The organism is Streptomyces sp. NPDC099050 (assembly GCF_044759865.1).
Classification (GTDB): domain Bacteria; phylum Actinomycetota; class Actinomycetes; order Streptomycetales; family Streptomycetaceae; genus Streptomyces.
On record NZ_JBIWAE010000003.1, the window covers coordinates 1 to 20,051 of the forward strand.

A 20,051-nucleotide genomic window follows, 5' to 3' on the forward strand; every position below is an offset into this window, starting at 1 on the left:
GCCGAGTAGGGCGCCACAAATCACGCTTTACGTCCCGGCCAACACCCCACCCCGCCCCCGTCCCCGACCCCGGCACGCAGCCCCCACCGACCCCGGGTCGGGGGAACATCCGCCCGGGCCCTTTCAGCCGTCCGGCGTTTGAGGACCTGGGTCTGGGGCGGAGCCCCAGGGGGGTCCGGGCGCAGCCCGGTACCCCTCCCAGCCGGTCCGGCGTTTGAGGACCGGGGTCCGGGCGGAGCCCGGGGAACGGTGGAAGGGCGGGTAGGGGAACTCCGCCCCGCAGGGCCGACCCAGCCGCACCCGCCCACCGGGCCCGCGCCGGGGCGGCGGTGGCGGCAGCCCCGACCGGCCACCGACGGACGGAGTCCGGCGCAGCGGCGCGAAGCCCGCGCAGCGGTGCGTCGAGGAGGAGGGCGGTGCGTCGAGGAGGGGGCTCCGCGTTGGGAAGGTGGGGTGCCCGGTATGTGACGCTTGGGGCATGCGGATCCTGGTCGTCGAAGACGAAGTCAGCCTCGCCGATTCCCTGCGGCGCGGCCTCTCCGCCGACGGCCACTGGGTCGACCTCGCCCACGACGGCCACCACGGACTGGACCGGGCCCTCACCGGAGGCCCGTACGACGTGGTCCTCCTCGACCTCATGCTCCCCGGCCTCTCGGGCTACGAGATCTGCACCCGGATGCGGTCCCACGGCGTCACCACCCCCGTGCTGATGCTGACCGCCAAGGACGGCGAGTACGACGAGGCCGAGGGCCTGGACTCGGGTGCGGACGACTACCTGACGAAACCGTTCTCCTTCGTCGTCCTCGCCGCCCGCCTCCGCGCCCTCACCCGCCGCACCGCCGCCGGCGCCGCCGCCCGGACCGGCGTCCTGCAGGCGGGCGACCTCACCCTCGACGCCCAGGGCCGCCGCTGCCGCCGGGGCACGCACGAGATCGAGCTGACCGCCCGTGAGCTCGGCGTCCTGGGCTGCCTGATGGAGCAGCCCGGCCGGGCCGTCGCCAAACAGGACATCCTCGACGAGGTCTGGGACACCCCGCACGGCATCGACCCGAACATCGTCGAGGTCTACGTCTCCTCGCTCCGCCGGAAGATCGACGCCCCCTTCGGGCGCCGTTCGATCCTCACCGTCCACGGCACCGGCTACCGGATGGCCCCGGACGGTGGCTGAGCCGCCGTCGAAGCCGTGGCACCGCCGCCTCGGCGGCCTCCGCGCCCGCGCCGCCGCGGCCGCCGCCCTCGCGATGGCCGCCGTGCTGGCCGCCGGCGGGCTGTGGCTCTACACCCTGCTGCGCGCCAACCTCATCGAGAACACCACCGGCCGCACCGAGCTGGCCGCCCGCAAGGTGGCCGCCCGGTACGACACCGGGAGCCTCCCGGCCGGCGGCCGGCTGCCCGCGCCCGAGGGCGGGGTCGACCTGGTCCTCGTACGGAACGCGGCCGGGACGGTCGTGGCCACCAGCGGGGACCTGAAGGACACCCCGGAGCTGACGGAGCTGGGCCCCGCGCCCGGCCGGGACGTCCGCTCGGCCGTGCTGCCGCCCGCACGCCCCGGCGCGCAGCGGCGCGTGGTGGTCGCCGTGGACGCGCCCGGCCCGCCGGGGGCGCGCGACCCGCACACCGTCTACGCCGCGACCGTGCTCGGCGACGTCGACGACGCCAACCGGGCCGTCGCGCTCGGCCTGCTCGCCGGCGCGCCGCCGCTGATCGCCTTCGCGGCGCTGCTGGCCTGGTGGGTGACGGGCCACGCGCTGCGCCCGGTCACCGCGATCCGCACCGGGCTGGCGGCGGTCACCGGGAGCGAGCTGGACCGGCGGGTCCCGGACCCGGGCGGCGCCGACGAGATCGCGCAGCTGGCCCGGACCGTCAACGACACCCTGGACCGGCTGGAGCGCAGCGACGCCCGGCAGCGGCAGTTCACCGCCGACGCCTCGCACGAGCTGCGCAACCCCCTCGCGGCCGTCCGGTCCCGGCTGGAGGTGGCCTTGCGGGATCCCGACCGGGAGTCGGTGGCGGCCGCGCTGGCCGATACCGAGCGGCTCCAGGGCATCGCGGCCGATCTGCTCCTGCTGGCCCGCCTCGACGGCGGGCCGGCGCCGCGCACCGAGCCGGTGGACCTCGCGCTGCTGGCCGCCGAGGCCGCGGCGCGGCGCCCGGAGCCCCGGGTTCCGCTACGGCTGGACGCGCGGGCTCCCGTACCGGCCGCCGGGGATCCAGCGCGGCTGGAGCGGGCGCTGGCGAACCTGGTGGACAACGCCCTGCGGCACGCCCGTACCGGGGTCGTGGTGCGGGCCTCGACCGCGGACGGCTGGGCGCTGCTCGAGGTCACGGACGACGGGCCGGGCATCCCGGAGGCGGACCGGGACCGGGTCTTCGAGCGGTTCGTACGGCTGGACGCCGACCGGGGCCGGGCCAGCGGCGGCACCGGCCTGGGGCTGGCCATCGCCCGGGAGATCGCCCGGGCGCACGGCGGTGACGTCCGCGCGCTCCCGGCGCCCGCCGGCGGCGCGCGGCTGGTGCTGCGCGTGCCCGCGTCCACCGGACCCGGCCGCGGTGGCGGATCCGCCCCCTGAAGGCGCCTTCAGGACTCTCAGGATTCCTTCAGCACCGCTCCGCCAGCATCGACAGGCATGAGCGCCCACCGCAGGAAGACCCGTGCCCCGAAGTCCCGGGCGGCCTCGTCCCGCCGCCGCAGGCTCACCCGCACCCTGCCGGCTTCCGGCTGCGCCCTGGTGGTGCTCGCGGGGGCGACCGCCTGGTACCTGTACGACGACCTCGCCTCCAGCATCGGCAGCTCCAAGGCCCTGAAGGGCGCCGAGAAGTCGAAGTACGGCGACGTGAACATCCTGCTGATGGGCCTGGACAGCCGCCGGGACCAGAACGGCGAGGACCTCCCCCCGGCCGTGCTCGACAAGCTGCACGCGGGCGCGAGCTCGGACGTCGGCGGCTACAACACCAACACCCTGATCCTGCTGCACGTCCCCGGCGACGGGAGCCGGGCGAAGGCCTTCTCGGTGCCGCGCGACGACTTCGTCGACCTGCACGGGGTGCCCGGTTTCACCGGCAAGGCCAAGATCAAGGAGGCGTACGGGCGGGCGAAGGCCAAGACCGAGGAGCAGCTCTCCGCCCAGGGGGTCAAGGACCGGGGGCGGCTGGAGCTCGAGGGGCGCGAGGCGGGGCGCAGGGCGGAGATCGAGACGGTGCGCACCTTCCTGGGGCTGCCGATCGACCACTTCGCCGAGCTGAACCTGGCCGGTTTCTATCACCTGGCCGACGCGCTGGGCGGCGTACCGGTGTGCCTGAAGAAGCCGGCGAAGGACGGTTTCTCGGGGGCCGATTTCCCGGCGGGGCGCCAGACGCTCGACGGGCAGCAGTCGCTGGCCTTCGTACGGCAGCGGCACGGGCTGACCATGGGCGACCTGGACCGGACGAAGCGGCAGCAGGCCTTCCTGGCCGGGGCCACCTACAAGCTGAACCAGGCCGGGACCTTCACCGATCCGGTGAAGCTGATGAAGCTGATCGGCTCGGCGAAGCAGGACGTGGTCACCGACCGGGGATGGGACCTGCTGTCCTTCGTGAAGCAGGCGAAGAACCTGTCCGGGGGCGACGTGGAGTTTGTGACCCTTCCCATCGAACGCTTCGGCCGGAACCATGACGCCGAGATAAACGTCGTAGACGATATGAAGATAAAGCGGTTCATAGCCGAGCGGATCGGGCCCGGGGCCACTGCGAGCCCGAGCGCGCCTGGCACCGCTCCCTCCTCACCGGGCGCGCCCTCCGACGCGCCGGGCGCGCCCTCCGCGCCGCAGGGCTCCCCCGGGAGCTCCGTGCCCGCCCCCTCACCGCCCCGGAGCAGCAGCGGAACCCCCGCCATCGACGGCGGCGGCGTCCCGTGCGTGGACTGAAGCCCCTGACCACGGCGGGCGCGCGCCGCCGCACGGAAGCACTGCTCCTGGTCCTCGTCCTCGCGGTGACCATTTCCGGCCACATCGCCGCCGGCCTCGCGATGAACGACGAGCTGCCGCCCGGCCTCACCGGCTTCGTGGTCAGCATGACGCTGCTCGCACTGGTGGGGCACCTGGCCGTGCGCCGGTTCGCGGCGTACGCGGATCCGCTGGTGTTCCCGCTGGCCCTGCTGCTGACCGGGCTGGGGCTGGTGCTGCTGCACCGGCTCGACCAGGGGTACCTCGACCGGTACAACTCCCCGGCGGTGGCGCCCGGCCAGCTGATGTGGACGGTGATCGGCGTCGCGGCCTGCATCGCGGTGCTGGGACTGCTGCGCGACCACCGCCTCCTCCAGCGGTTCATCTACATCACGATGGTCGTGGCCCTGGTGGCGCTGATCGCGCCCGCCTTCTTCGGCGCGGACACCTACGGGGCGAAGCGCTGGATCAAGTTCGGCGGGCTCTCGGTCCAGCCCGGCGAGTTCGTGAAGATCATGATCGCGGTGTTCTTCGCGGGCTACCTGGTGATCCACCGCGACGCGCTGGCCCTGTCGGGCCGCAAGTTCCTGGGCATGCGGCTGCCGCCGATGCGCCAGCTCGGCCCGCTCATCACGGTGTGGATCATCTCGCTGCTCGTGCTGGTCTTCGAGCGCGACCTCGGCACCTCGCTGATCTTCTTCGGCGTCTTCGTGGTCATGCTCTACGTGGCCACCGAGCGCACCAGTTGGATCATCTGCGGCCTGGTCCTCGCCTCGGCGGGCGCCTTCGTGGTGGGCATGACGGAACCGCACGTCAAGGCCCGCGTGGCCGCCTGGCTGAACCCGCTCTCGTACTACTGGAAGGACCGGCCGCCGGGCATCGTCTCGGACCAGTCGGCGCAGGCGCTGTTCAGCTTCGGCACGGGCGGCATCACCGGCACGGGCCTGGGCCTGGGCCATCCGGAACTGATCAAGTTCGCGGGCCGCAGCGACTTCATCCTGACGACGGTGGGTGAGGAGCTCGGCCTGGCCGGGGTCATGGCCGTCCTGATCCTCTACGCGCTCCTCGTGCAGCGCGGGCTGCGGATGGCGCTCGGCGCCCGCGACCCCTTCGGCAAGCTGCTGGCGGTGGGCCTGGCTTCGGCCCTGGCGCTCCAGGTCTTCGTGGTGGCGGGCGGCGTCACCGGACTGATCCCGCTGACGGGCAAGGCCCTGCCCTTCCTGGCCGCGGGCGGCTCGTCCCTGCTGGCCAACTGGATCATGATCGCCCTGCTGCTGCGGATCTCCGACAGCACCGAACGACAACGCGAGGCGGACGCGCGGGGCCCGGCGGAGACGACGATCACGCCCACGATCACGCCGCAGGCCGCCGGGCCCGAACCGCACCCCGCCGCGCCCTAGAGGTAATCCTCCAGGCGGCCGATGCGGTAACCCTGCTCCTGTATCCGGCGGAGCATCCGGGTCGTCATCTCGGTCTCCGTCGTGCCCTTCAGCTCGGCGGGGCCGCGGAAGTGGGCCAGGATGATGTCACCCGGTTTGAGGGCGGAGCCCTCGGCGTACTGGAAGTTGTTGATCTGCATCGACACGCGCCACAGGAGGAGCTGGGATATCCCGCACTCGTGCGCGGCCCTGAGGGTGTCGTCGTTGTGGTTGCCGTACGGCGGGCGGAAGAACGCCGGCCGCTTGCCGAACCGCTTCTCCAGGCGTTCCTGCTGCCCGCATATCTCCTTCTTCTGTGCCTCGAAGGACAGGGTGCGGAGATTCGGGTGCGTCAGGGTGTGGTTGTTTATCGTGCTGCCGGAGCCGTTGTCACGGAGCTTCTCGAAGTGGCCGTAGTCCGAGGAGGCGATGCTGTCCGTCAGGAACATGCTGATCGGCAGCTTCAGATCGGCGGCCATCTTCAGGAACTCGGGGCTCTTCTCCGCGCCGTCGTCGAACGTCAGGAAGACGACCTTGTCGTCCGCCGGGACGGGTATTCGGTCGACGACCTGGACCCGGCCCGCCTCGGCGGGTGCGATCCGCGGTGTGACGGCCGGCTTGGGCGCGTACTGGAGGGGGCCGCTGAGGCCCCATTTCTTGTACGCCTCGTCCGCCGCGGCCACCGAACCCCGGCCCGCGGCGGAGGGGGAGGCCGCCCCCGAGGGCGACGGGGTCGCCCTGGCCTCCGTGGTCTTGCGCCCCAGTCTCTCGATGGGGTCCACGCTGTCCCCGCACCCCGTCAGGGACAGCGCGAGCGCGCCGGCCGTCAGCGTTCCGGCTACGAACCGGCGCGCGTACCTCACAAGTAATCCTCCAGCCGAGCCACGGCATAACCCTTGTCCGTGACGGTCTTCATGACGTGACGGATCATGTCAGTCATGCTGCCCTTCCAGTCTTCCTTGCCCCGGAAGTGGGTCAGGATGATGTCCCCGGGGTGCAGGTCCTTGTCCCACTCCCGCCAGTCCATCCGGTTCGGGAAGGCCTCCTCGTTCCACAGCGGAACGGCCTTGATCCCACAGGACTTGGCCGCGCGCAGCGTGTCCTCGTTGTAGTTCCCGTACGGCGGGCGGAAGAGCGTCGGGCGCTTGCCGAACGTCTTCTGGATGGTGTCCTGCTGACCGCAGATCTCCTGGCGCTGCTTCTCGTACGAGAGCGCCGGCATGTAGCGGTGGTTGAGCGTGTGGTTGTTGAGCGTGACGCCCGCCGCCTGCATCTCCTTGAAGTACGGGTAGTTGTCCCGGACCAGGTAGTCGCTGAGGAAGGCGGTGTACGGGAGCTTCAGCTCCTGCATCATCTTCAGGAACTCGGGGTCCTTCTCGGCCCCGTCGTCGATCGTCAGGAAGACGACCTTCTCCTCCGTGGGGACGGTGGTGAAGACCGGGGGCAGCTCGTCCTGGCCCTCGACCTCGAAGCCGTCACGGGTGGAGATCTCCGGCTTCTCCTTGGGTGCCTGCGGAGCGACGAGCGGCGGCTTGGCCAGCCCCCACTTCTTCGCGGCGACGATCCGCGCCTGCTGGAGGGCCTTCAGCTTCTCGGCGTAGGTGCCGAGCGCGCCGGCCGCTCCGGCCTGCTCGCCGGCGGCGCCCGCGGCGGCCTTCGCCTTCGCCGCCTTGTCCGGCGCGTCGGACCCGCCGGTCCCGCAACCCGTGCCGAGTGCGGCGAGGAGCAGTGCGGCCATCGCGGCCGTACCCAACCGGCCGCGCGCGACTGCCGCGATCCGGTGACCGTGTTGCGTCTTATGTTCCGTTTGTCGGACTAGCTGCATAGTTCGGGATCTTTACACCCTCCAGGCGCGCGCCCCGGGCGACACCGCGAGGGGAATCCGACCTTCCTCCGACTGGCCCACGGTGGCCGACAATGGACCCGTGACCCCCGAAGACTTCGCCGCGCTCCTCGCCCCCGAGGGCCACGCCCTCCTCGACTCGCTCCGGGACTACGACCCCGCCCAGGAGCTCGCCGTCGCCACCCGGCTGCGCCGCGAACACCCCGCCGCGCTGGTGTCCGCCGCCCTCGGACAGGCCCGGCTGCGGCAGCGCGCGGTGGCGAAGTTCGGGGCCGAGGACGCCCGCCGGATGTACTTCACCCCCGGCGGCGGGGAGATGGCCACCCGCGCCTCCGTGGCCTCGTACCGCGCCGAGCGGCTCGCCGCCCTGGGCGTACGGAGCCTCGCGGACCTCTGCTGCGGGATCGGCGGCGACGCGCTGGCCCTGGCCCGGCTCGGCATCCGCGTCCTGGCGGTGGACCACGATCCGCTGACCGTCGCCGTGGCGCGGGCGAACGCCGAGGCGCTGGGGCTGGCGGACCTGATCGAGGTCCGGGAGGCCGATGTGACGGAGGTCGACACCGCCGGCTACGACGCCGTCTTCATCGACCCGGCCCGCCGGGGCGGGCGGGGCAGGATCTTCGACCCGGAGTCCTACTCCCCTCCCCTGTCCTGGGCGATCGCCACCGCCCGCGCCGCGAAGGTCGCCGCCATCAAGATCGCCCCCGGGATCCCGCACGAGGCGGTGCCCGCCGAGGCCCAGGCCGAGTGGATCTCCGACCAGGGGGACGTGAAGGAGGCCGTGCTCTGGTTCGGAACGGCCCCGGGCGAGATCCGCGCCACCCTGCTGCCCGGCCCGCGCGCGCTGGCCACCGCCGATCCGCTGCCCGACCCCGAGGCCGGCCCCGTCGGCCGCTACCTCTACGAGCCCGACGGCGCCGTGATCCGCGCCCACCTCGTCGCCGAGGTCGCCGAGCAGCTGGGCGGCCGGCTGATCGACCCGACCATCGCGTACATCACCGCCGACGAGCTGCGCGAGACCCCGTACGCGACCTCGTACGAGATCACCGACGTCCTGCCGTTCGGGCTGAAGAAGCTCAAGGCGCTGCTGCGCGAGCGCGGGGTCGGCATCCTCACGGTGAAGAAGCGCGGCTCCGCGATCGAGCCCGAGGAGCTGCGCAAGAAGGTGAAGCCGCAGGGACCGAACTCCGCGACGGTGTTCCTGACCCGGGTCGCCGGAGCACCCTCGATGCTGATCGGCTCACCGACCGCCCGCCCCTGACGGCTCGCCGGGTCCCCCGGCCGCTCTCCCGAGGAGCCGCAGTGCCCACCGGTAGTGCGCGCCCGCCTTGCCGAGGCCCAGTAGGGCGGTGATCCACAGGATCATGCCGAGGCCCATGGTGTAGGCGACCTCTCCGTAGGTGTCGGCTCCGGGGCGGGCCGTCGCCGCCGAGCCGAAGGTCACCCAGAGGCCGAGGCCGCCCAGGGCGAAGGAGGCCAGCAGCCAGACCAGGCTGCGCCCGGGCGCGCGTAGGGCGGCGTCCACGGGCGGGTCCCGGTCCAGCTCCGCCCAGGCGCACAGCAGCCGGCGGACCTGCCGGTCCCGCTTGGCGCCCCAGGCGAACCAGAACCCGGCCGGTATCAGCACGCCCACGCCGAGCACGGCGAAGATCAGGCCGAAGAGGTACGCGAACGGGTCGTGCGTCTCGATGGCCATCAGGGCCATGCCGACGAAGGACCACCCCAGGGCGAAGACGGCCGAGACCGCCCAGAGGAGCAGGAGCCGGCCGATGCCCAGGCTGCGCCGCCCGAGCTCCCCCAGGAACCGGGCGCGGTCGGCCCGTACCGCCCTCAGGGAGTGCTCGTCGAGCCAGGCGCGCAAGTGCGCGGGAGGGGGAGGCGGCGGCAGGTCACGGCGGGGCATGCACGTGACCATATCCGCACGCCAAGGGGCCCGGAGGGCGGCCGAGCGGAGGCTCAGCCCTCGCCGGTCCCGCCGACCTCCACCGATTCGAAGCGCCAGCGGTGGACCGCCCGCGTGATCAAATCGGCTGCGGGCTCCGGCAGTTCGGGCAGTTCGGCGCCGATCCCCCCGGCGGTCTCCCACCAGGTGATGACGAGCACCCGGTCCTGTGGGGCGCTGAACACCTCGCGCCGCACCGGGTCTTGGGCCAGGATCCGCGAACGGGCCCACTCCAGCAGCTCGTTGGCCCGCCCGGGCACGGCCCGGGCCTCCCACATCAGCACGATGATGCTCACGAGTACAGGTTGTCCTTGCTCAGCTCGTGCACGTGGTCGTGATCGTGCGCGTGGCCGGTACCGTGCCCGTGGCCGTCGCCGCCCCCGTGGCCGTCGCCGCCCCCGTCGCCGTCCCCGTGAGAATGGCCGTGGGAATGGCCGGGAACATGCGGGTCGGTCACCGGCAGCGAGGAATCCGCCGACAGGTCCCAGTCCGAGGGGGCCCTGTTCCGCTTGACCATCTCCGCGCCCAGCGCCGCCACCATCGCGCCGTTGTCCGTGCACAGCCCCGGCCGCGGCACGCGCAGGATGATCCCCGCGTCGTCGCACCGCTCCTGGGCCAGCGAGCGCAGCCGGGAGTTGGCCGCGACACCGCCGCCGATCATCAGGTGGTCGACGCCCTCGTCCTTGCACGCGCGAATCGCCTTGCGCGTCAGCACGTCCACCACGGCCTCCTGGAAGGAGGCCGCCACGTCGCGCACCGGCACGTCCTCGCCCGCCTTGCGCTTCGCCTCGATCCAGCGGGCGACCGAGGTCTTGAGCCCGGAGAAGGAGAAGTCGTACGGGGCGTCGCGCGGCCCCGTCAGCCCGCGCGGGAAGGCGATCGCCTTCGGGTCCCCCTCGCGCGCGAGCCGGTCGATGACCGGGCCGCCGGGGAAGCCCAGCTGCAGGACGCGGGCGATCTTGTCGAAGGCCTCGCCCGCCGCGTCGTCGATGGTCGCGCCGAGCGGCCGTACGTCCGAGGTGATGTCGGGGGCCAGCAGCAGCGAGGAGTGCCCGCCGGAGACCAGCAGCGCCATCGTCGGCTCGGGCAGCGGCCCGTGCTCCAGCTGGTCGACGCAGATGTGCGAGGCCAGGTGGTTCACCCCGTAGAGCGGCTTGCCCAGCGCGTACGCGTAGGCCTTCGCGGCGGAGACCCCCACCAGCAGGGCCCCCGCGAGGCCGGGGCCGGCGGTGACGGCGATGCCGTCGAGGTCGCGGGCACTGACCCCGGCCTCCTTCAGGGCGCGCTCGATGGTGGGGACCATCGCCTCCAGGTGCGCGCGGGAGGCCACCTCGGGCACGACCCCGCCGAAGCGGGCGTGCTCGTCGACGCTCGACGCGATGGCGTCCGCGAGCAGCGTGGTGCCGCGCACGATGCCGACGCCGGTCTCGTCGCAGGAGGTCTCGATGCCGAGGACGAGCGGTTCGTCAGCCATGGGTCGTCTCACCTTGCAGGGGTACGGAGTGTGCGGAGTCGGGGAGTGCGGAATCGGGGTCCGTGGGGTCCGCGGGGTCCGTATGGTCCGCGGGGTCTGCGTGGTCCACGGGGGTCGCCGGATCGGAGACGCGGCGCATCACGAGGGCGTCCACGTTGCCGGGCTGGTAGTAGCCGCGCCGGAAGCCGATGGGCTCGAAGCCGAAGCGCGCGTAGAGCTTCTGGGCGCGCACGTTGTCCACCCGCACCTCCAGCAGCACCTCGGCGCACTCGAACGCGGTGGCGGCGCGCAGCAGCTCGGTCAGCAGCCGGGCGCCGAGCCCGGTGCCCCACTGGTCGCGGGCCGCGGCGATGGTCTGTACGTCGGCCAGGTCACCGGCGGAGGCCAGCCCGGCGTAGCCGACCAGCCGGCCCGCCTCCTCGGCCACGAGGTACCGGCGCGTGGCGCCGGGGCCGCGGGCGTGGGCGAGCTCGGACCAGAACATCCCGGCGGACCAGGCGTCCTCGGGGAACAGCTCGTGCTCCAGTTCCAGCACGGGCTCGATGTCCCACCAGCGCATCTCGCGCAGGACGACCGCTGAGGTGGCTGTCACTGCGGGGTGACCACCTTGTAGTTCTTGGGCACCTCGGCGTCGGGCCGGCGCAGGTAGAGCGGGGTCGGCGCCATGCCGTCGGCGTTCTCGAACGCCTCCCCCGCCGCCAGCCGCAGCGCGGCCAGGGCGGCCAGGGCCGCGGCGCTCTGGTGCTCGGGGGCCCTCGCGTCGGTGAAGACCTCGGGGTAGAGCCGCGCTCCCTGCCCGACGGCGGGCAGTCCGGCGACGCGCTCGGCGATATCGGCCGGCCGGTCCACCGCGGGCCCGCCGGCCCGGGTGCGGGGGTCCTCGTAGCGCGCCCAGTAGACCTCCTTGCGCCGGGCGTCGGTGGCCACGACGAAGGGGCCCTCGATCCCGGCCTCGCCGGCCGCGTGGGCCAGGCCGTCCAGGGTGCACAGCCCGTGGACGGGCACGCCGAGGACGGAGGCGAAGGTGGCGGCGGTCACGAGGCCGACGCGCAGTCCCGTGTACGGGCCGGGGCCGACGCCGACGACGATGCCGGTGACGGCTTCGAGCTTGACCCCCGCCTCGGCGAGGACCTTGTCGACGGAGGGCAGCAGGAGCTCCCCGTGGCGGCGGGCGTCGACCTGGTTCGACTCGGCGAGGACGGACTCGCCGTCGTGCAGGGCGACGGTGACGGCGGGCGTGGCGGTATCTACAGCGAGCAAGAGCACGCGAACAGCCTACGACTCCGGGGCCCCCGGCCCTTGCGGCCGGTCTGCGGGCACCCCGGCTGCTACCTTCGGACCAGGTGTCAGGGTGTGATCGTTCGACTGACCATTTCGACTGACCATTTTTGACTGACCCGTTTCGACTGACCATGCGGAGAGGTGGAGCAAGGTGGCACGCAGCAGCTCGGGAATCGTGGCCGGGCTCACCGTCGGGGCGCTCGCCGTCGTCGGTTTCCTCGGCTACCAGGCCTCCGCCTCCGCTCCCGCGCTCCCGCCGAAGGCCGTCGCGCAGAGCCCGGTGCCCGCTCCGAGCGACTCGGGTCCGGCCAAGACGGACCCGTCGAAGCCGGTGGCCCTCCCGGCCGGATCCGGCACCGGGGTGCGCGTCGTGTACTCGCTGAGCGCCAAGCGCGTATGGCTGGTGGGACCCACCGGAGCGCCGAAGTCCTTCGCGGTCGTGCCGAGCACGGTGCACCCCGCGCCCGGCAGTTACACGGTGGGCGGCCGCACGGGCAAGGTGACCGGCTCGGACGGGGTGCCGATCGAGCACGTCGTCCGGTTCGCCAGTCCGCAGGGGGTCACGGTCGGCTTCAGCGCCCGCGTGGACAACACCCTGCCGGCGCCCGATCCGGCGAAGAAGACCGGCGGTGTCCGGATGCTGCGCGCGGACGGGGACGCGATGTGGGCCTTCGCGACGATCGGCTCGAAGGTCGTCGTCGTTCCCTGACCCGGGGGTGGCACGCCAAGTTCACTCGTAAGAGACCCCGCCCACAGTGCGACGGGTCTCCGCTTCAGGCCGCTTCGGACTCCGGAGCGGCCTGTGCACTGCCCTCCGCACCCTCCGTGCCCTCCACGCCCTCCGCCCCTTCCCGTACGGGACCGGGGCCGGGACCGTGCTCCGGTGCGTGCTGCCCGCGCGCGGGCGGCGTCGATACGGCGCTGGCGGCCGCGCCCGCGGCGAGCAGCGCCCCCATGGACACGGCGGACGGGCGGGGGACGCCCGCTGCTCCTCTTGCCGACATGGCTGCCTCCTGGCCGGGGCCAGCCCGTACTTAGGTACGCCTAACCAGCCCTCGGTACCATGTGACCACGCGCCCCACCACCCGCGCAATATCTTCCCGACGACTTGTCGGAACGTTTCTCGCCGCGCCGCGCCTACTCCGGCGACAGGACGCCCGCGAGGCTCTCCAGACCCGCCCCGGCCGACCAGCGGCCACCGATCCCGCGGACGACGACCTCGCGCACGTCGTCGAGGACCTCCTCGTGGCCGACCGCCCGCTGGATCAGCACGTGCAGCCGGTCGTCGGACAGTTCCTCGACCTTGCCGTCGCCCCACTCCACGACGACGACGGACTCGGGCAGCGAGACGTCCAGGTCCAGGTCCTCCATCTCGTCCAGCCCGCCGCCCAGCCGGTACGCGTCCACGTGCACCAGCGCCGGACCGCCGGTCAGCGAGGGGTGGACCCGGGCGATCACGAAGGTCGGTGAGGTCACGGCCCCGCGCACGCCCAGGCCCTCGCCGAGGCCGCGGGTCAGGGTGGTCTTCCCGGCGCCGAGCTCCCCGGTCAGCAGGACGAGGTCGCCGGGGCGCAGCAGGGCGGCGATCCGGCGCCCCAGGTCCTGCATGGCGTCGGGCGAGCCGACGGTGACGTGCGTTTCCGTGTCAGGTACTTCTTCCATGCCCAGCAACGTTAGCCGCTGCGGGCACCGTCCCGGTGCGCGCGAGGAGTTCGGTGAGCAGCCGGTTCACGGTGTCCGGGCGCTCCAGCATCATCAGGTGCCCGGCGCCGTCCAGGACGACCAGTTCCGCGGAGGGCACGGCTTCCTTGATGGACTCGCTGTGATCGGGCGGGGTGACCATGTCGCCGGCCCCGGCGATGATCGTGACAGGGATGCCCGCGAACCGCTGGAGGGCGGCCGTCTTGTCGTGCGCCTGGAACGCCGGGTAGAACTCGGCGACCACGTCGATGGGCGTGGCCTCGATGAGCCGCTCGGCGAAGCGGGAGACGGCCGGATCGACGTCGCGCGAGGCGAAGGAGTACATCTTGACCATGCCGGCGAACAGGTCGGCGGTGGCCCGCCGGCCCTTCTCCACCAGCTCCACCTGGGAGCCGAGCGCCTTGAGCACCCCGGGCAGCAGGCGTCGTACCGTCGAGAAGCCCAGGGCGGGCAGCCCGTACGTGACCTCGGCCAGCCGGCCGCTGGAGGTGCCGACCAGCGCCACCCCGACCACCCGGTCCCGGATGAGGTCGGGCCACTCATGGGCCAGTCCCATGATGGTCATCCCGCCCATCGAGTGACCGACCAGGATCAGCGGGCCCTCGGGGGCGGCGGCGTCGATGACGGCCTTCAGGTCGCGGCCGAGCTGTTCGAAGGTGACCGGCTCGCCCTCGGCCTGGGACAGGCCGCGCGCGCTGCGGCCGTGGCTGCGCTGGTCCCAGTAGACGGCCCGGACCAGGCCGCGCAGGGCGGCGCGCTGGAAGTGCCAGGAGTCCTGGGAGAGGCAGTAGCCGTGGCAGAACACCACGGTCGGACGGCGCGGGGCCTTGCGGCGCAGCCGGCGCCGCTTGCCCTCCTCGGGCAGCTCGTCGACCTCGTAGTACAGCGCGGTGCCGTCCTCGGCCCGCGCGGTGCCCGGGACGCCGCGCAGGGATCCGAAGTCCGCGGTCGCGTCGAGCGCGAGGCGCGCCTTCATCCGCATGCCCCGGCCGACGGTGATCCGTTCGACCGCGACCCCGGCCGCCGCACCGGCGGCTATCACGCCGATGGCGGCGCCGGCCCAGCCCGCCTTGCGCCAGTTCTCACTCACGCCGCCGCCCCCGCTCAGTCAGTGGTTGAGGTACACGCGGGGGACCCGGCCCCCGATACGGGTGACGATCTCATAGGCGATCGTATGCGCCGCTTGAGCCCAGTCCTCGGCGGTGGGTTCACCGCGCTCCGCGTCCCCGAAGAGGACGGCCTCGTCGCCCGCGCGGGCCTCGTCCCCGTCCAGGTCGACCACGAACTGGTCCATGGCCACGCGCCCGGCGACGGTACGGACGCGGCCGCCGACGAGCACCGGGCCGAGCCCGGAGGCCTGCCGCGGGAGCCCGTCGGCGTAGCCCGCCGGGATCAGCGCGAGGCTGGTCTCCCGCTCGGTGACGAAGTGGTGTCCGTAGCTGACCCCGTGCCCGGCCGGAACGGTCTTGACCAGCGCGACGGTGGCCTTGAGCGCCATCGCGGGCCGCAGGCCGAGCTGGGCGGGGGTGCCGAGCTCGGGCGAGGGCGAGACCCCGTAGACGGCCAGGCCGCAGCGGACGAGGTCGAAGTGGGACTCCGGGAGGGTGAGCGTGGCCGGGGAGTTGGCGATGTGCCGGACCTCGGGCTCGACGCCCTCCTTCTCCGCGTACGCGAGCATGTCGCGGAAGGCGGCCAGCTGGAGCTGGATGGAAGGGTGGCCGGGCTCGTCGGCGCAGGCGAAGTGCGACCAGACACCGGTGACGCGTACGGTCCCCTCGGACTGGGCGGCGACGGCCGCGGTCACCAGGGCCTCCCAGTCGGCGGGCTGGCAGCCGTTGCGGCCCAGGCCCGTGTCGGCCTTGAGCTGGATCCTGGCCGTCATTCCGGCGGCGCGGGCGGCCGCCCGTACCTCGTCGAGGGCCCACATCGCGCTGACGGCCACGTCGATACCGGCCTCGACGGCCTCCCGCCAGGGTCCGCCGGGCGTCCACAGCCAGCACAGGACGGGCCCTTCGAGCCCGGCGGCGCGCAGCGCGAGGGCCTCCTGGGGCGTGGCGGTACCCAGCCAGCTCGCACCGGCCTCCTGGGCGGCCTTGGCGCAGGCCACGGCCCCGTGCCCGTAGGCGTCCGCCTTGACGACGGCCATCAGGGCGGAGCGGGGCGCCCGCTCGCGCAGGGCCCGTACGTTCGCCCGGACGGCGTCAAGATCGATCTCGGCGTACACGCGCGCGGCTGTCTCGTTCATCCCCCACAGTCTCTCAGAGCCCCGCCCACCGGGCCGAACAGGCGGGGCCAGCACCCGGCGGCGGTGCCCACGAGCCCGGCCGCACGTGCGAGGTCCTCCGGCCCCGGCGGCGTCCGAGGCGGCCTCCGGGCCCGCCGACCCGCACGCGCGGGCCGCCCGCGACCGGAATCCAGCCCCGCCGGCGTTAGAGGCGCGGGGGCCCCCGGCAACGGCGCCGCTCGCCAAAACAGCCCCACCGGCGTTAGAGGCGCGGGAGTCCGGGGCCCGGCTCCCGGGAACGGCGCCGCACGCCAAAACCAGCCCCGCCGGCGTTAGAGGCGCGGGAGTCCGGGGCCCGGCCCCCGGCAACGGCGCCGCACCCCGGCAACGGCCCGGCACCCCGGACCCGGGTCCCACTAGCGGCGAGCGACATCGCGCCAGGCCCGCGGCAGGGCTTCCGCCACCTGGTGGGCCAGGAGGGGCCCGCCGGTGAGGCGGGCCGCCAGGCCGTGGAGGTACGCCGCCACCGACCCGGCGTCCGCGGCGGTCAGCCCGGCCGCCAGCAGGGACCCGGCCAGCCCGGACAGCACGTCCCCGCTCCCGGCGGTGGCCAGCCACGGGGTCCCGGTCGGGTTCACCCGTACGGGGCCGACCCCGGCCGGGGCGATCAGGGTCGTCGACCCCTTCAGCAGCGCCACCGCCCCGTACCGCTCAGCGAGCGCCCGTACGGCCTCCAGGCGGCCCGCCTCGACCGTCTCCCGCGGGAGCCCCAGCAGCGCCGCCGCCTCCCCCGCGTGCGGGGTCAGCAGGGTGGGGGCCGCCCGGGCCCGCAGCTCGCCGGGGTCCAGCCCGCGCAGCCCGTCCGCGTCCACCAGGACCGGTACCGGCTGCGACAGCGCCTCCCGCACCTCCGGGCCGCCCTCGTCGCCCAGCCCCGGCCCGACCACCCACGCCTGCACCCGGCCGGTCCCGATCAGCGTCTCCGGGTACCGGGCCAGTACGGCGTCCGCCACCGGCGGCGGCCCTACGTAGCGCACCGCGCCCGCGCCGCCCCGCAGCGCCCCCGCCACCGCGAGCACCGCCGCGCCGGGGTAGCGCGCGGACCCGGCGACGATCCCGAGCACGCCGCGCCGGTACTTGTCGCTCGACGCCGTCGGCTCCGGCAGCAGTCCCGCCACGTCGGCGTGCTGCAGGGCCTCCATCTCCGGGGCTCCGGAGCCAGGCTCCGGGGCTCCGAAGTCCAGCCCGATGTCCACCAGGTGCAAGGCTCCCGCCCGCGAGGCCCCCGGGTCGGTCAGCAGCCCCGGCTTGTACGCCCCGAAGGTCACCGTCACGTCCGCCGTGACGGCCGCCCCGGCCACTTCCCCGGTGTCCGCGTCCACCCCGCTCGGCAGGTCCACCGCGACCACCACCGCGCCCGCCGGGATCCGTGCGGCCAGCGCGGCCGCGGCCGGCCGCAGCGCGCCCCGGCCGCCGATGCCGACCAGCCCGTCGAGCACCAGGTCGGCCCGCTCGGGCACGGCCCCGTCGAGGCGCCCGCCGGCGGCCCGCAGCGCGGCCAGTCCGCCCGCGTGCACCCGGTCCGGGTCCATCGCGACGGCCGTCACCCCGGCCCCGCGCCGGGCCAGCTTCGCGCCCGCGTAGAGGGTGTCGCCGCCGTTGTCCCCCGGGCCGACCAGCAGCACCACGCGGGCCCCGTACACGCGGGGCAGCAACCGCACGCAGACGGCGGCCAGTCCGCCCGCCGCCCGCCGCATCAGGGTGCCTTCGGGCAGCCGGGCCATCAGCTCGCGCTCGGCGGCCCGTACGGTCTCCACGCTGTAAGCAGTACGCATGCCACCAGCGTGCCCGAAAGGGGCCGCTATCCCTCGGCGATCACCACGGCGGAGGCGATGCCCGCGTCGTGGCTGAGGGAGATGTGCCAGGACCGCACGCCCAGCGCCTTCGCCCGCGCCTCGACCGTCCCCGACACCCGCAGCCGCGGCTGCCCGCTGGCCTCCACGTACACCTCGGCGTCGGTCCACAGCAGCCCGGCGGGCGCGCCGAGCGCCTTGGCGAGCGCCTCCTTGGCGGCGAACCGGGCGGCGAGCGAGGCGGTCCCGCGCCGCTCGCCGCCCGGCAGGGTCAGCTCCGCGTCGAGGAACAACCGCCCGGCGAGGCCCGGCGTCCGCTCCATCGCCGCGCCGAACCGCTCGATCTCCGCCACATCGATCCCGACGCCGATAATCACAACTACAGCTCCAGCCAGGCCACTACTCCACCGTCACCACTGTGCTCAATTGTCGGTGACCTGTCCCGTTCGCTGCGCTCACTCCACGGTCACCGACTTGGCGAGGTTACGCGGCTGGTCCACCTCGTTGCCGCGCGCCGTCGCCAGCTCGCACGCGAACACCTGCAGCGGCACGGTGGCCACGAGCGGCTGGAGCAGCGTCGGGGTGGCCGGGATGCGGATGAGGTGGTCGGCGTACGGGACCACCGCCTCGTCCCCCTCCTCGGCGATCACGATGGTCCGCGCCCCGCGCGCCCGGATCTCCTGGATGTTCGACACGATCTTGTCGTGCAGCACCGAGCGCCCGCGCGGCGACGGCACGACGACCACGACCGGCAGGTCCTTCTCGATGAGCGCGATCGGCCCGTGCTTGAGCTCGCCCGCCGCGAAGCCCTCGGCGTGCATGTACGCCAGCTCCTTGAGCTTGAGCGCGCCCTCCAGCGCCACCGGGTAGCCGACGTGCCGGCCGAGGAACAGCACGGTGTTCTTGTCCGCGAGCGAGCGCGCCAGCTCCCGTACCGGCTCCATGGTCTCCAGTACGGTGTCCACCGCCCCGGCGATGTCCGACAGCTCCCGGATCACGGACCGGATCTCGTCGCCCCACTTCGTGCCCCGGACCTGCCCGAGGTAGAGGGCGACCAGGTAGCAGGCCACGAGCTGCGTCAGGAACGCCTTCGTCGAGGCGACGGCCACCTCGGGCCCGGCGTGCGTGTACAGCACGGCGTCCGACTCGCGCGGGATCGTCGAGCCGTTCGTGTTGCAGATCGCCAGCACCTTGGCACCCTGCTCGCGGGCGTGGCGCAGCGCCATCAGGGTGTCCATCGTCTCGCCGGACTGCGAGATCGCGATCACCAGCGTCCGCTGGTCCAGGATCGGGTCGCGGTAGCGGAACTCGCTGGCCAGCTCCGTCTCGCAGGGGATGCGCGTCCAGTGCTCGATGGCCAGCTTCGCGATCATGCCCGCGTGGTACGCCGTGCCGCACGCCACGATCACGACCTTGTCGACCTCGCGCAGCACCGAGTCGGGGATGCGCACCTCGTCGAGGGTCAGCAGGCCGTTCGCGTCGATCCGGCCCAGGAGGGTGTCGGCGACGGCCTTCGGCTGCTCGGCGATCTCCTTGAGCATGAAGTAGTCGTAGCCCCCCTTCTCGGCCGCGGAGGCGTCCCAGTCCACGTGGTACGCCCGCACGTCCGCGGCCGTGCCGTCGAAGTTGGTCACCGTGACCCCGTCGCGGCGCAGCTCCACGACCTGGTCCTGTCCCAGCTCGATCGCGGAGCGGGTGTGGGCGATGAAGGCGGCCACGTCGGAGGCGAGGAAGTTCTCGCCCTCCCCGACGCCCACCACGAGCGGCGAGTTGCGGCGCGCCCCGATCACCACGTCCGGCTGGTCCGCGTGCACGGCGACCAGGGTGAAGGCCCCGTCGAGCTGCCGGCACACCTGCCGCATGGCCTCCGCCAGGTCGCCGCCGGCGCCCTCGAACCGCTCGGCCAGCAGGTGCGCCACGACCTCGGTGTCCGTCTCGGACTCCAGCCGGTGCCCGCGCCCCGCGAGCTCGGCCCGCAGCGCGGCGAAGTTCTCGATGATCCCGTTGTGCACGACGGCCACGCGCCCCGAATTGTCGAGGTGCGGGTGGGCGTTGACGTCGGTGGGCCCCCCATGGGTGGCCCACCGGGTGTGTCCGAGCCCCGTGGAACCGGCCGGCAGCGGGTGCCCGACCAGCTCCTTCTCCAGATTGACCAGCTTGCCGGCCTTCTTGACGGCGGCGAGTTCCCCGTCGGCGAGCACGGCGACACCCGCCGAGTCGTAGCCGCGGTACTCCAGCCGCTTGAGTCCGGCAATGACCACATCGAGCGCCGACTGCGCTCCCACGTAACCCACGATTCCGCACATAAGCCGCAGGGTACGCCGTAGTTGGCTCCGCGCCCGGTACCTGAACCGGACGAAAAAACCGCCCCGGCGCATACGCCGGGGCGGGGTGA

General features: G+C 73.5%; 20 protein-coding genes. 6 read left to right on the plus strand and 14 right to left on the minus strand.

Annotation, left to right across the window (positions count from 1 at the left end):
- The first annotated feature begins 478 nt into the window (after nucleotides 1–478).
- Genes ACIQV3_RS05850 through ACIQV3_RS05865 form a run of 4 tightly spaced genes read left to right on the plus strand, consistent with a single transcriptional unit; the run spans nucleotide 479 to nucleotide 5,320 of the window.
- On the plus strand, nucleotides 479–1,168 hold the full coding sequence (locus ACIQV3_RS05850; protein ID WP_403710180.1) for a response regulator transcription factor: 690 nt from the start codon (nucleotides 479–481) through the stop codon (nucleotides 1,166–1,168).
- The gene (locus ACIQV3_RS05855; RefSeq protein ID WP_403710182.1) at nucleotides 1,161–2,570 is read left to right on the plus strand and encodes a sensor histidine kinase; all 1,410 of its coding nucleotides are present in this window, start codon (nucleotides 1,161–1,163) and stop codon (nucleotides 2,568–2,570) included. The genes ACIQV3_RS05850 and ACIQV3_RS05855 overlap by 8 nt, the downstream gene beginning before the upstream one ends.
- Nucleotides 2,571–2,627: 57 nt before the next feature.
- A complete protein-coding gene (locus tag ACIQV3_RS05860) occupies nucleotides 2,628–3,902 on the plus strand; it encodes an LCP family protein (protein WP_403710184.1) in 1,275 nt (424 codons plus the stop codon).
- Complete coding sequence (locus tag ACIQV3_RS05865) at nucleotides 3,890–5,320, plus strand: FtsW/RodA/SpoVE family cell cycle protein (protein WP_403710186.1); 1,431 nt, start codon at nucleotides 3,890–3,892, stop codon at nucleotides 5,318–5,320. The genes ACIQV3_RS05860 and ACIQV3_RS05865 overlap by 13 nt, the downstream gene beginning before the upstream one ends.
- On the opposite strand, the gene ACIQV3_RS05870 is transcribed toward ACIQV3_RS05865, so the two are convergent.
- Both ACIQV3_RS05870 and ACIQV3_RS05875 read right to left on the minus strand, forming a co-directional pair.
- Nucleotides 5,317–6,201, minus strand: coding sequence for a polysaccharide deacetylase family protein (locus ACIQV3_RS05870; RefSeq protein ID WP_403710188.1), 885 nt, complete (start codon nucleotides 6,199–6,201; stop codon nucleotides 5,317–5,319). The genes ACIQV3_RS05865 and ACIQV3_RS05870 overlap by 4 nt on opposite strands.
- Nucleotides 6,198–7,076, minus strand: a complete 879-nt coding sequence (locus tag ACIQV3_RS05875) for a polysaccharide deacetylase family protein (RefSeq protein ID WP_403710190.1) — start codon at nucleotides 7,074–7,076, stop codon at nucleotides 6,198–6,200. Before ACIQV3_RS05875 ends, ACIQV3_RS05870 begins: the two co-directional genes overlap by 4 nt.
- Before the next feature lie 187 nt (nucleotides 7,077–7,263).
- Here ACIQV3_RS05875 and ACIQV3_RS05880 point away from each other — a divergent pair, with 187 nt between their 5' ends.
- Nucleotides 7,264–8,442 carry a methyltransferase domain-containing protein gene (locus ACIQV3_RS05880; RefSeq protein WP_403710192.1) on the plus strand — a complete coding sequence of 393 codons (1,179 nt, stop codon included), beginning with the start codon at nucleotides 7,264–7,266 and terminating at the stop codon, nucleotides 8,440–8,442.
- Here the strand turns inward: ACIQV3_RS05880 and ACIQV3_RS05885 are convergent.
- From ACIQV3_RS05885 to tsaB, 5 genes are read right to left on the minus strand one after another with little or no spacing between them, the layout of a single operon-like run.
- The gene (locus ACIQV3_RS05885; RefSeq protein ID WP_403710194.1) at nucleotides 8,422–9,084 is read right to left on the minus strand and encodes a hypothetical protein; all 663 of its coding nucleotides are present in this window, start codon (nucleotides 9,082–9,084) and stop codon (nucleotides 8,422–8,424) included. The genes ACIQV3_RS05880 and ACIQV3_RS05885 overlap by 21 nt on opposite strands.
- Before the next feature lie 53 nt (nucleotides 9,085–9,137).
- Nucleotides 9,138–9,401: a hypothetical protein gene (locus ACIQV3_RS05890; protein ID WP_403710851.1), complete on the minus strand. Its 264-nt coding sequence runs from the start codon at nucleotides 9,399–9,401 to the stop codon at nucleotides 9,138–9,140.
- A gap of 14 nt (nucleotides 9,402–9,415) precedes the next feature.
- Nucleotides 9,416–10,597: a tRNA (adenosine(37)-N6)-threonylcarbamoyltransferase complex transferase subunit TsaD gene (gene tsaD / locus ACIQV3_RS05895; protein ID WP_403710196.1), complete on the minus strand. Its 1,182-nt coding sequence runs from the start codon at nucleotides 10,595–10,597 to the stop codon at nucleotides 9,416–9,418.
- Entirely contained in the window at nucleotides 10,590–11,156 is a 567-nt protein-coding gene (gene rimI, locus ACIQV3_RS05900; protein WP_403710853.1) for a ribosomal protein S18-alanine N-acetyltransferase, read from the minus strand. The genes tsaD and rimI overlap by 8 nt, the downstream gene beginning before the upstream one ends.
- Before the next feature lie 29 nt (nucleotides 11,157–11,185).
- On the minus strand, nucleotides 11,186–11,863 hold the full coding sequence (tsaB, locus tag ACIQV3_RS05905) for a tRNA (adenosine(37)-N6)-threonylcarbamoyltransferase complex dimerization subunit type 1 TsaB (RefSeq protein ID WP_403710198.1): 678 nt from the start codon (nucleotides 11,861–11,863) through the stop codon (nucleotides 11,186–11,188).
- Between the two features lie 166 nt (nucleotides 11,864–12,029).
- On the opposite strand from tsaB, the gene ACIQV3_RS05910 reads away from it, so the two are divergent.
- Nucleotides 12,030–12,587 (plus strand): hypothetical protein, encoded by a 558-nt coding sequence (locus ACIQV3_RS05910; RefSeq protein WP_403710200.1) that lies wholly within the window; start codon nucleotides 12,030–12,032, stop codon nucleotides 12,585–12,587.
- 64 nt (nucleotides 12,588–12,651) lie between these two features.
- On the opposite strand, the gene ACIQV3_RS05915 is transcribed toward ACIQV3_RS05910, so the two are convergent.
- The 7 genes from ACIQV3_RS05915 to glmS form a co-directional block, all read right to left on the minus strand.
- Entirely contained in the window at nucleotides 12,652–12,882 is a 231-nt protein-coding gene (locus ACIQV3_RS05915; protein WP_403710202.1) for a hypothetical protein, read from the minus strand.
- A 133-nt stretch (nucleotides 12,883–13,015) separates the two neighbouring features.
- On the minus strand, nucleotides 13,016–13,540 hold the full coding sequence (tsaE, locus tag ACIQV3_RS05920) for a tRNA (adenosine(37)-N6)-threonylcarbamoyltransferase complex ATPase subunit type 1 TsaE (RefSeq protein WP_403710204.1): 525 nt from the start codon (nucleotides 13,538–13,540) through the stop codon (nucleotides 13,016–13,018).
- Nucleotides 13,524–14,669, minus strand: a complete 1,146-nt coding sequence (locus tag ACIQV3_RS05925) for an alpha/beta fold hydrolase (RefSeq protein WP_403710206.1) — start codon at nucleotides 14,667–14,669, stop codon at nucleotides 13,524–13,526. Before ACIQV3_RS05925 ends, tsaE begins: the two co-directional genes overlap by 17 nt.
- A gap of 18 nt (nucleotides 14,670–14,687) precedes the next feature.
- Nucleotides 14,688–15,824 (minus strand): alanine racemase, encoded by a 1,137-nt coding sequence (gene alr / locus ACIQV3_RS05930; RefSeq protein ID WP_403710208.1) that lies wholly within the window; start codon nucleotides 15,822–15,824, stop codon nucleotides 14,688–14,690.
- Nucleotides 15,825–16,219: 395 nt separating this feature from the next.
- Nucleotides 16,220–17,638 (minus strand): NAD(P)H-hydrate dehydratase, encoded by a 1,419-nt coding sequence (locus ACIQV3_RS05935; RefSeq protein WP_403710210.1) that lies wholly within the window; start codon nucleotides 17,636–17,638, stop codon nucleotides 16,220–16,222.
- A gap of 26 nt (nucleotides 17,639–17,664) precedes the next feature.
- Nucleotides 17,665–18,033 (minus strand): holo-ACP synthase, encoded by a 369-nt coding sequence (locus tag ACIQV3_RS05940; protein WP_403710212.1) that lies wholly within the window; start codon nucleotides 18,031–18,033, stop codon nucleotides 17,665–17,667.
- A 78-nt stretch (nucleotides 18,034–18,111) separates the two neighbouring features.
- The gene (gene glmS, locus ACIQV3_RS05945; RefSeq protein ID WP_403710214.1) at nucleotides 18,112–19,962 is read right to left on the minus strand and encodes a glutamine--fructose-6-phosphate transaminase (isomerizing); all 1,851 of its coding nucleotides are present in this window, start codon (nucleotides 19,960–19,962) and stop codon (nucleotides 18,112–18,114) included.
- Between the last annotated feature and the right edge of the window lie 89 nt (nucleotides 19,963–20,051).

Bases quoted from the DNA above. Each gene is read 5' to 3' on its own strand.
- rimI (WP_403710853.1), bottom strand. From the start codon at position 11,156: ATGCGCTGGTGGGACATCGAGCCCGTGCTGGAACTGGAGCACGAGCTG.
- ACIQV3_RS05935 (WP_403710210.1), bottom strand. From the start codon at position 17,638: ATGCGTACTGCTTACAGCGTGGAGACCGTACGGGCCGCCGAGCGCGAG.
- alr (WP_403710208.1), bottom strand. From the start codon at position 15,824: ATGAACGAGACAGCCGCGCGCGTGTACGCCGAGATCGATCTTGACGCC.
- ACIQV3_RS05860 (WP_403710184.1), top strand. From the start codon at position 2,628: ATGAGCGCCCACCGCAGGAAGACCCGTGCCCCGAAGTCCCGGGCGGCC.
- ACIQV3_RS05915 (WP_403710202.1), bottom strand. From the start codon at position 12,882: ATGTCGGCAAGAGGAGCAGCGGGCGTCCCCCGCCCGTCCGCCGTGTCC.
- ACIQV3_RS05875 (WP_403710190.1), bottom strand. From the start codon at position 7,076: ATGGCCGCACTGCTCCTCGCCGCACTCGGCACGGGTTGCGGGACCGGC.
- ACIQV3_RS05890 (WP_403710851.1), bottom strand. From the start codon at position 9,401: ATGTGGGAGGCCCGGGCCGTGCCCGGGCGGGCCAACGAGCTGCTGGAG.
- tsaE (WP_403710204.1), bottom strand. From the start codon at position 13,540: ATGGAAGAAGTACCTGACACGGAAACGCACGTCACCGTCGGCTCGCCC.
- glmS (WP_403710214.1), bottom strand. From the start codon at position 19,962: ATGTGCGGAATCGTGGGTTACGTGGGAGCGCAGTCGGCGCTCGATGTG.
- ACIQV3_RS05885 (WP_403710194.1), bottom strand. From the start codon at position 9,084: ATGCCCCGCCGTGACCTGCCGCCGCCTCCCCCTCCCGCGCACTTGCGC.
- ACIQV3_RS05850 (WP_403710180.1), top strand. From the start codon at position 479: ATGCGGATCCTGGTCGTCGAAGACGAAGTCAGCCTCGCCGATTCCCTG.
- tsaD (WP_403710196.1), bottom strand. From the start codon at position 10,597: ATGGCTGACGAACCGCTCGTCCTCGGCATCGAGACCTCCTGCGACGAG.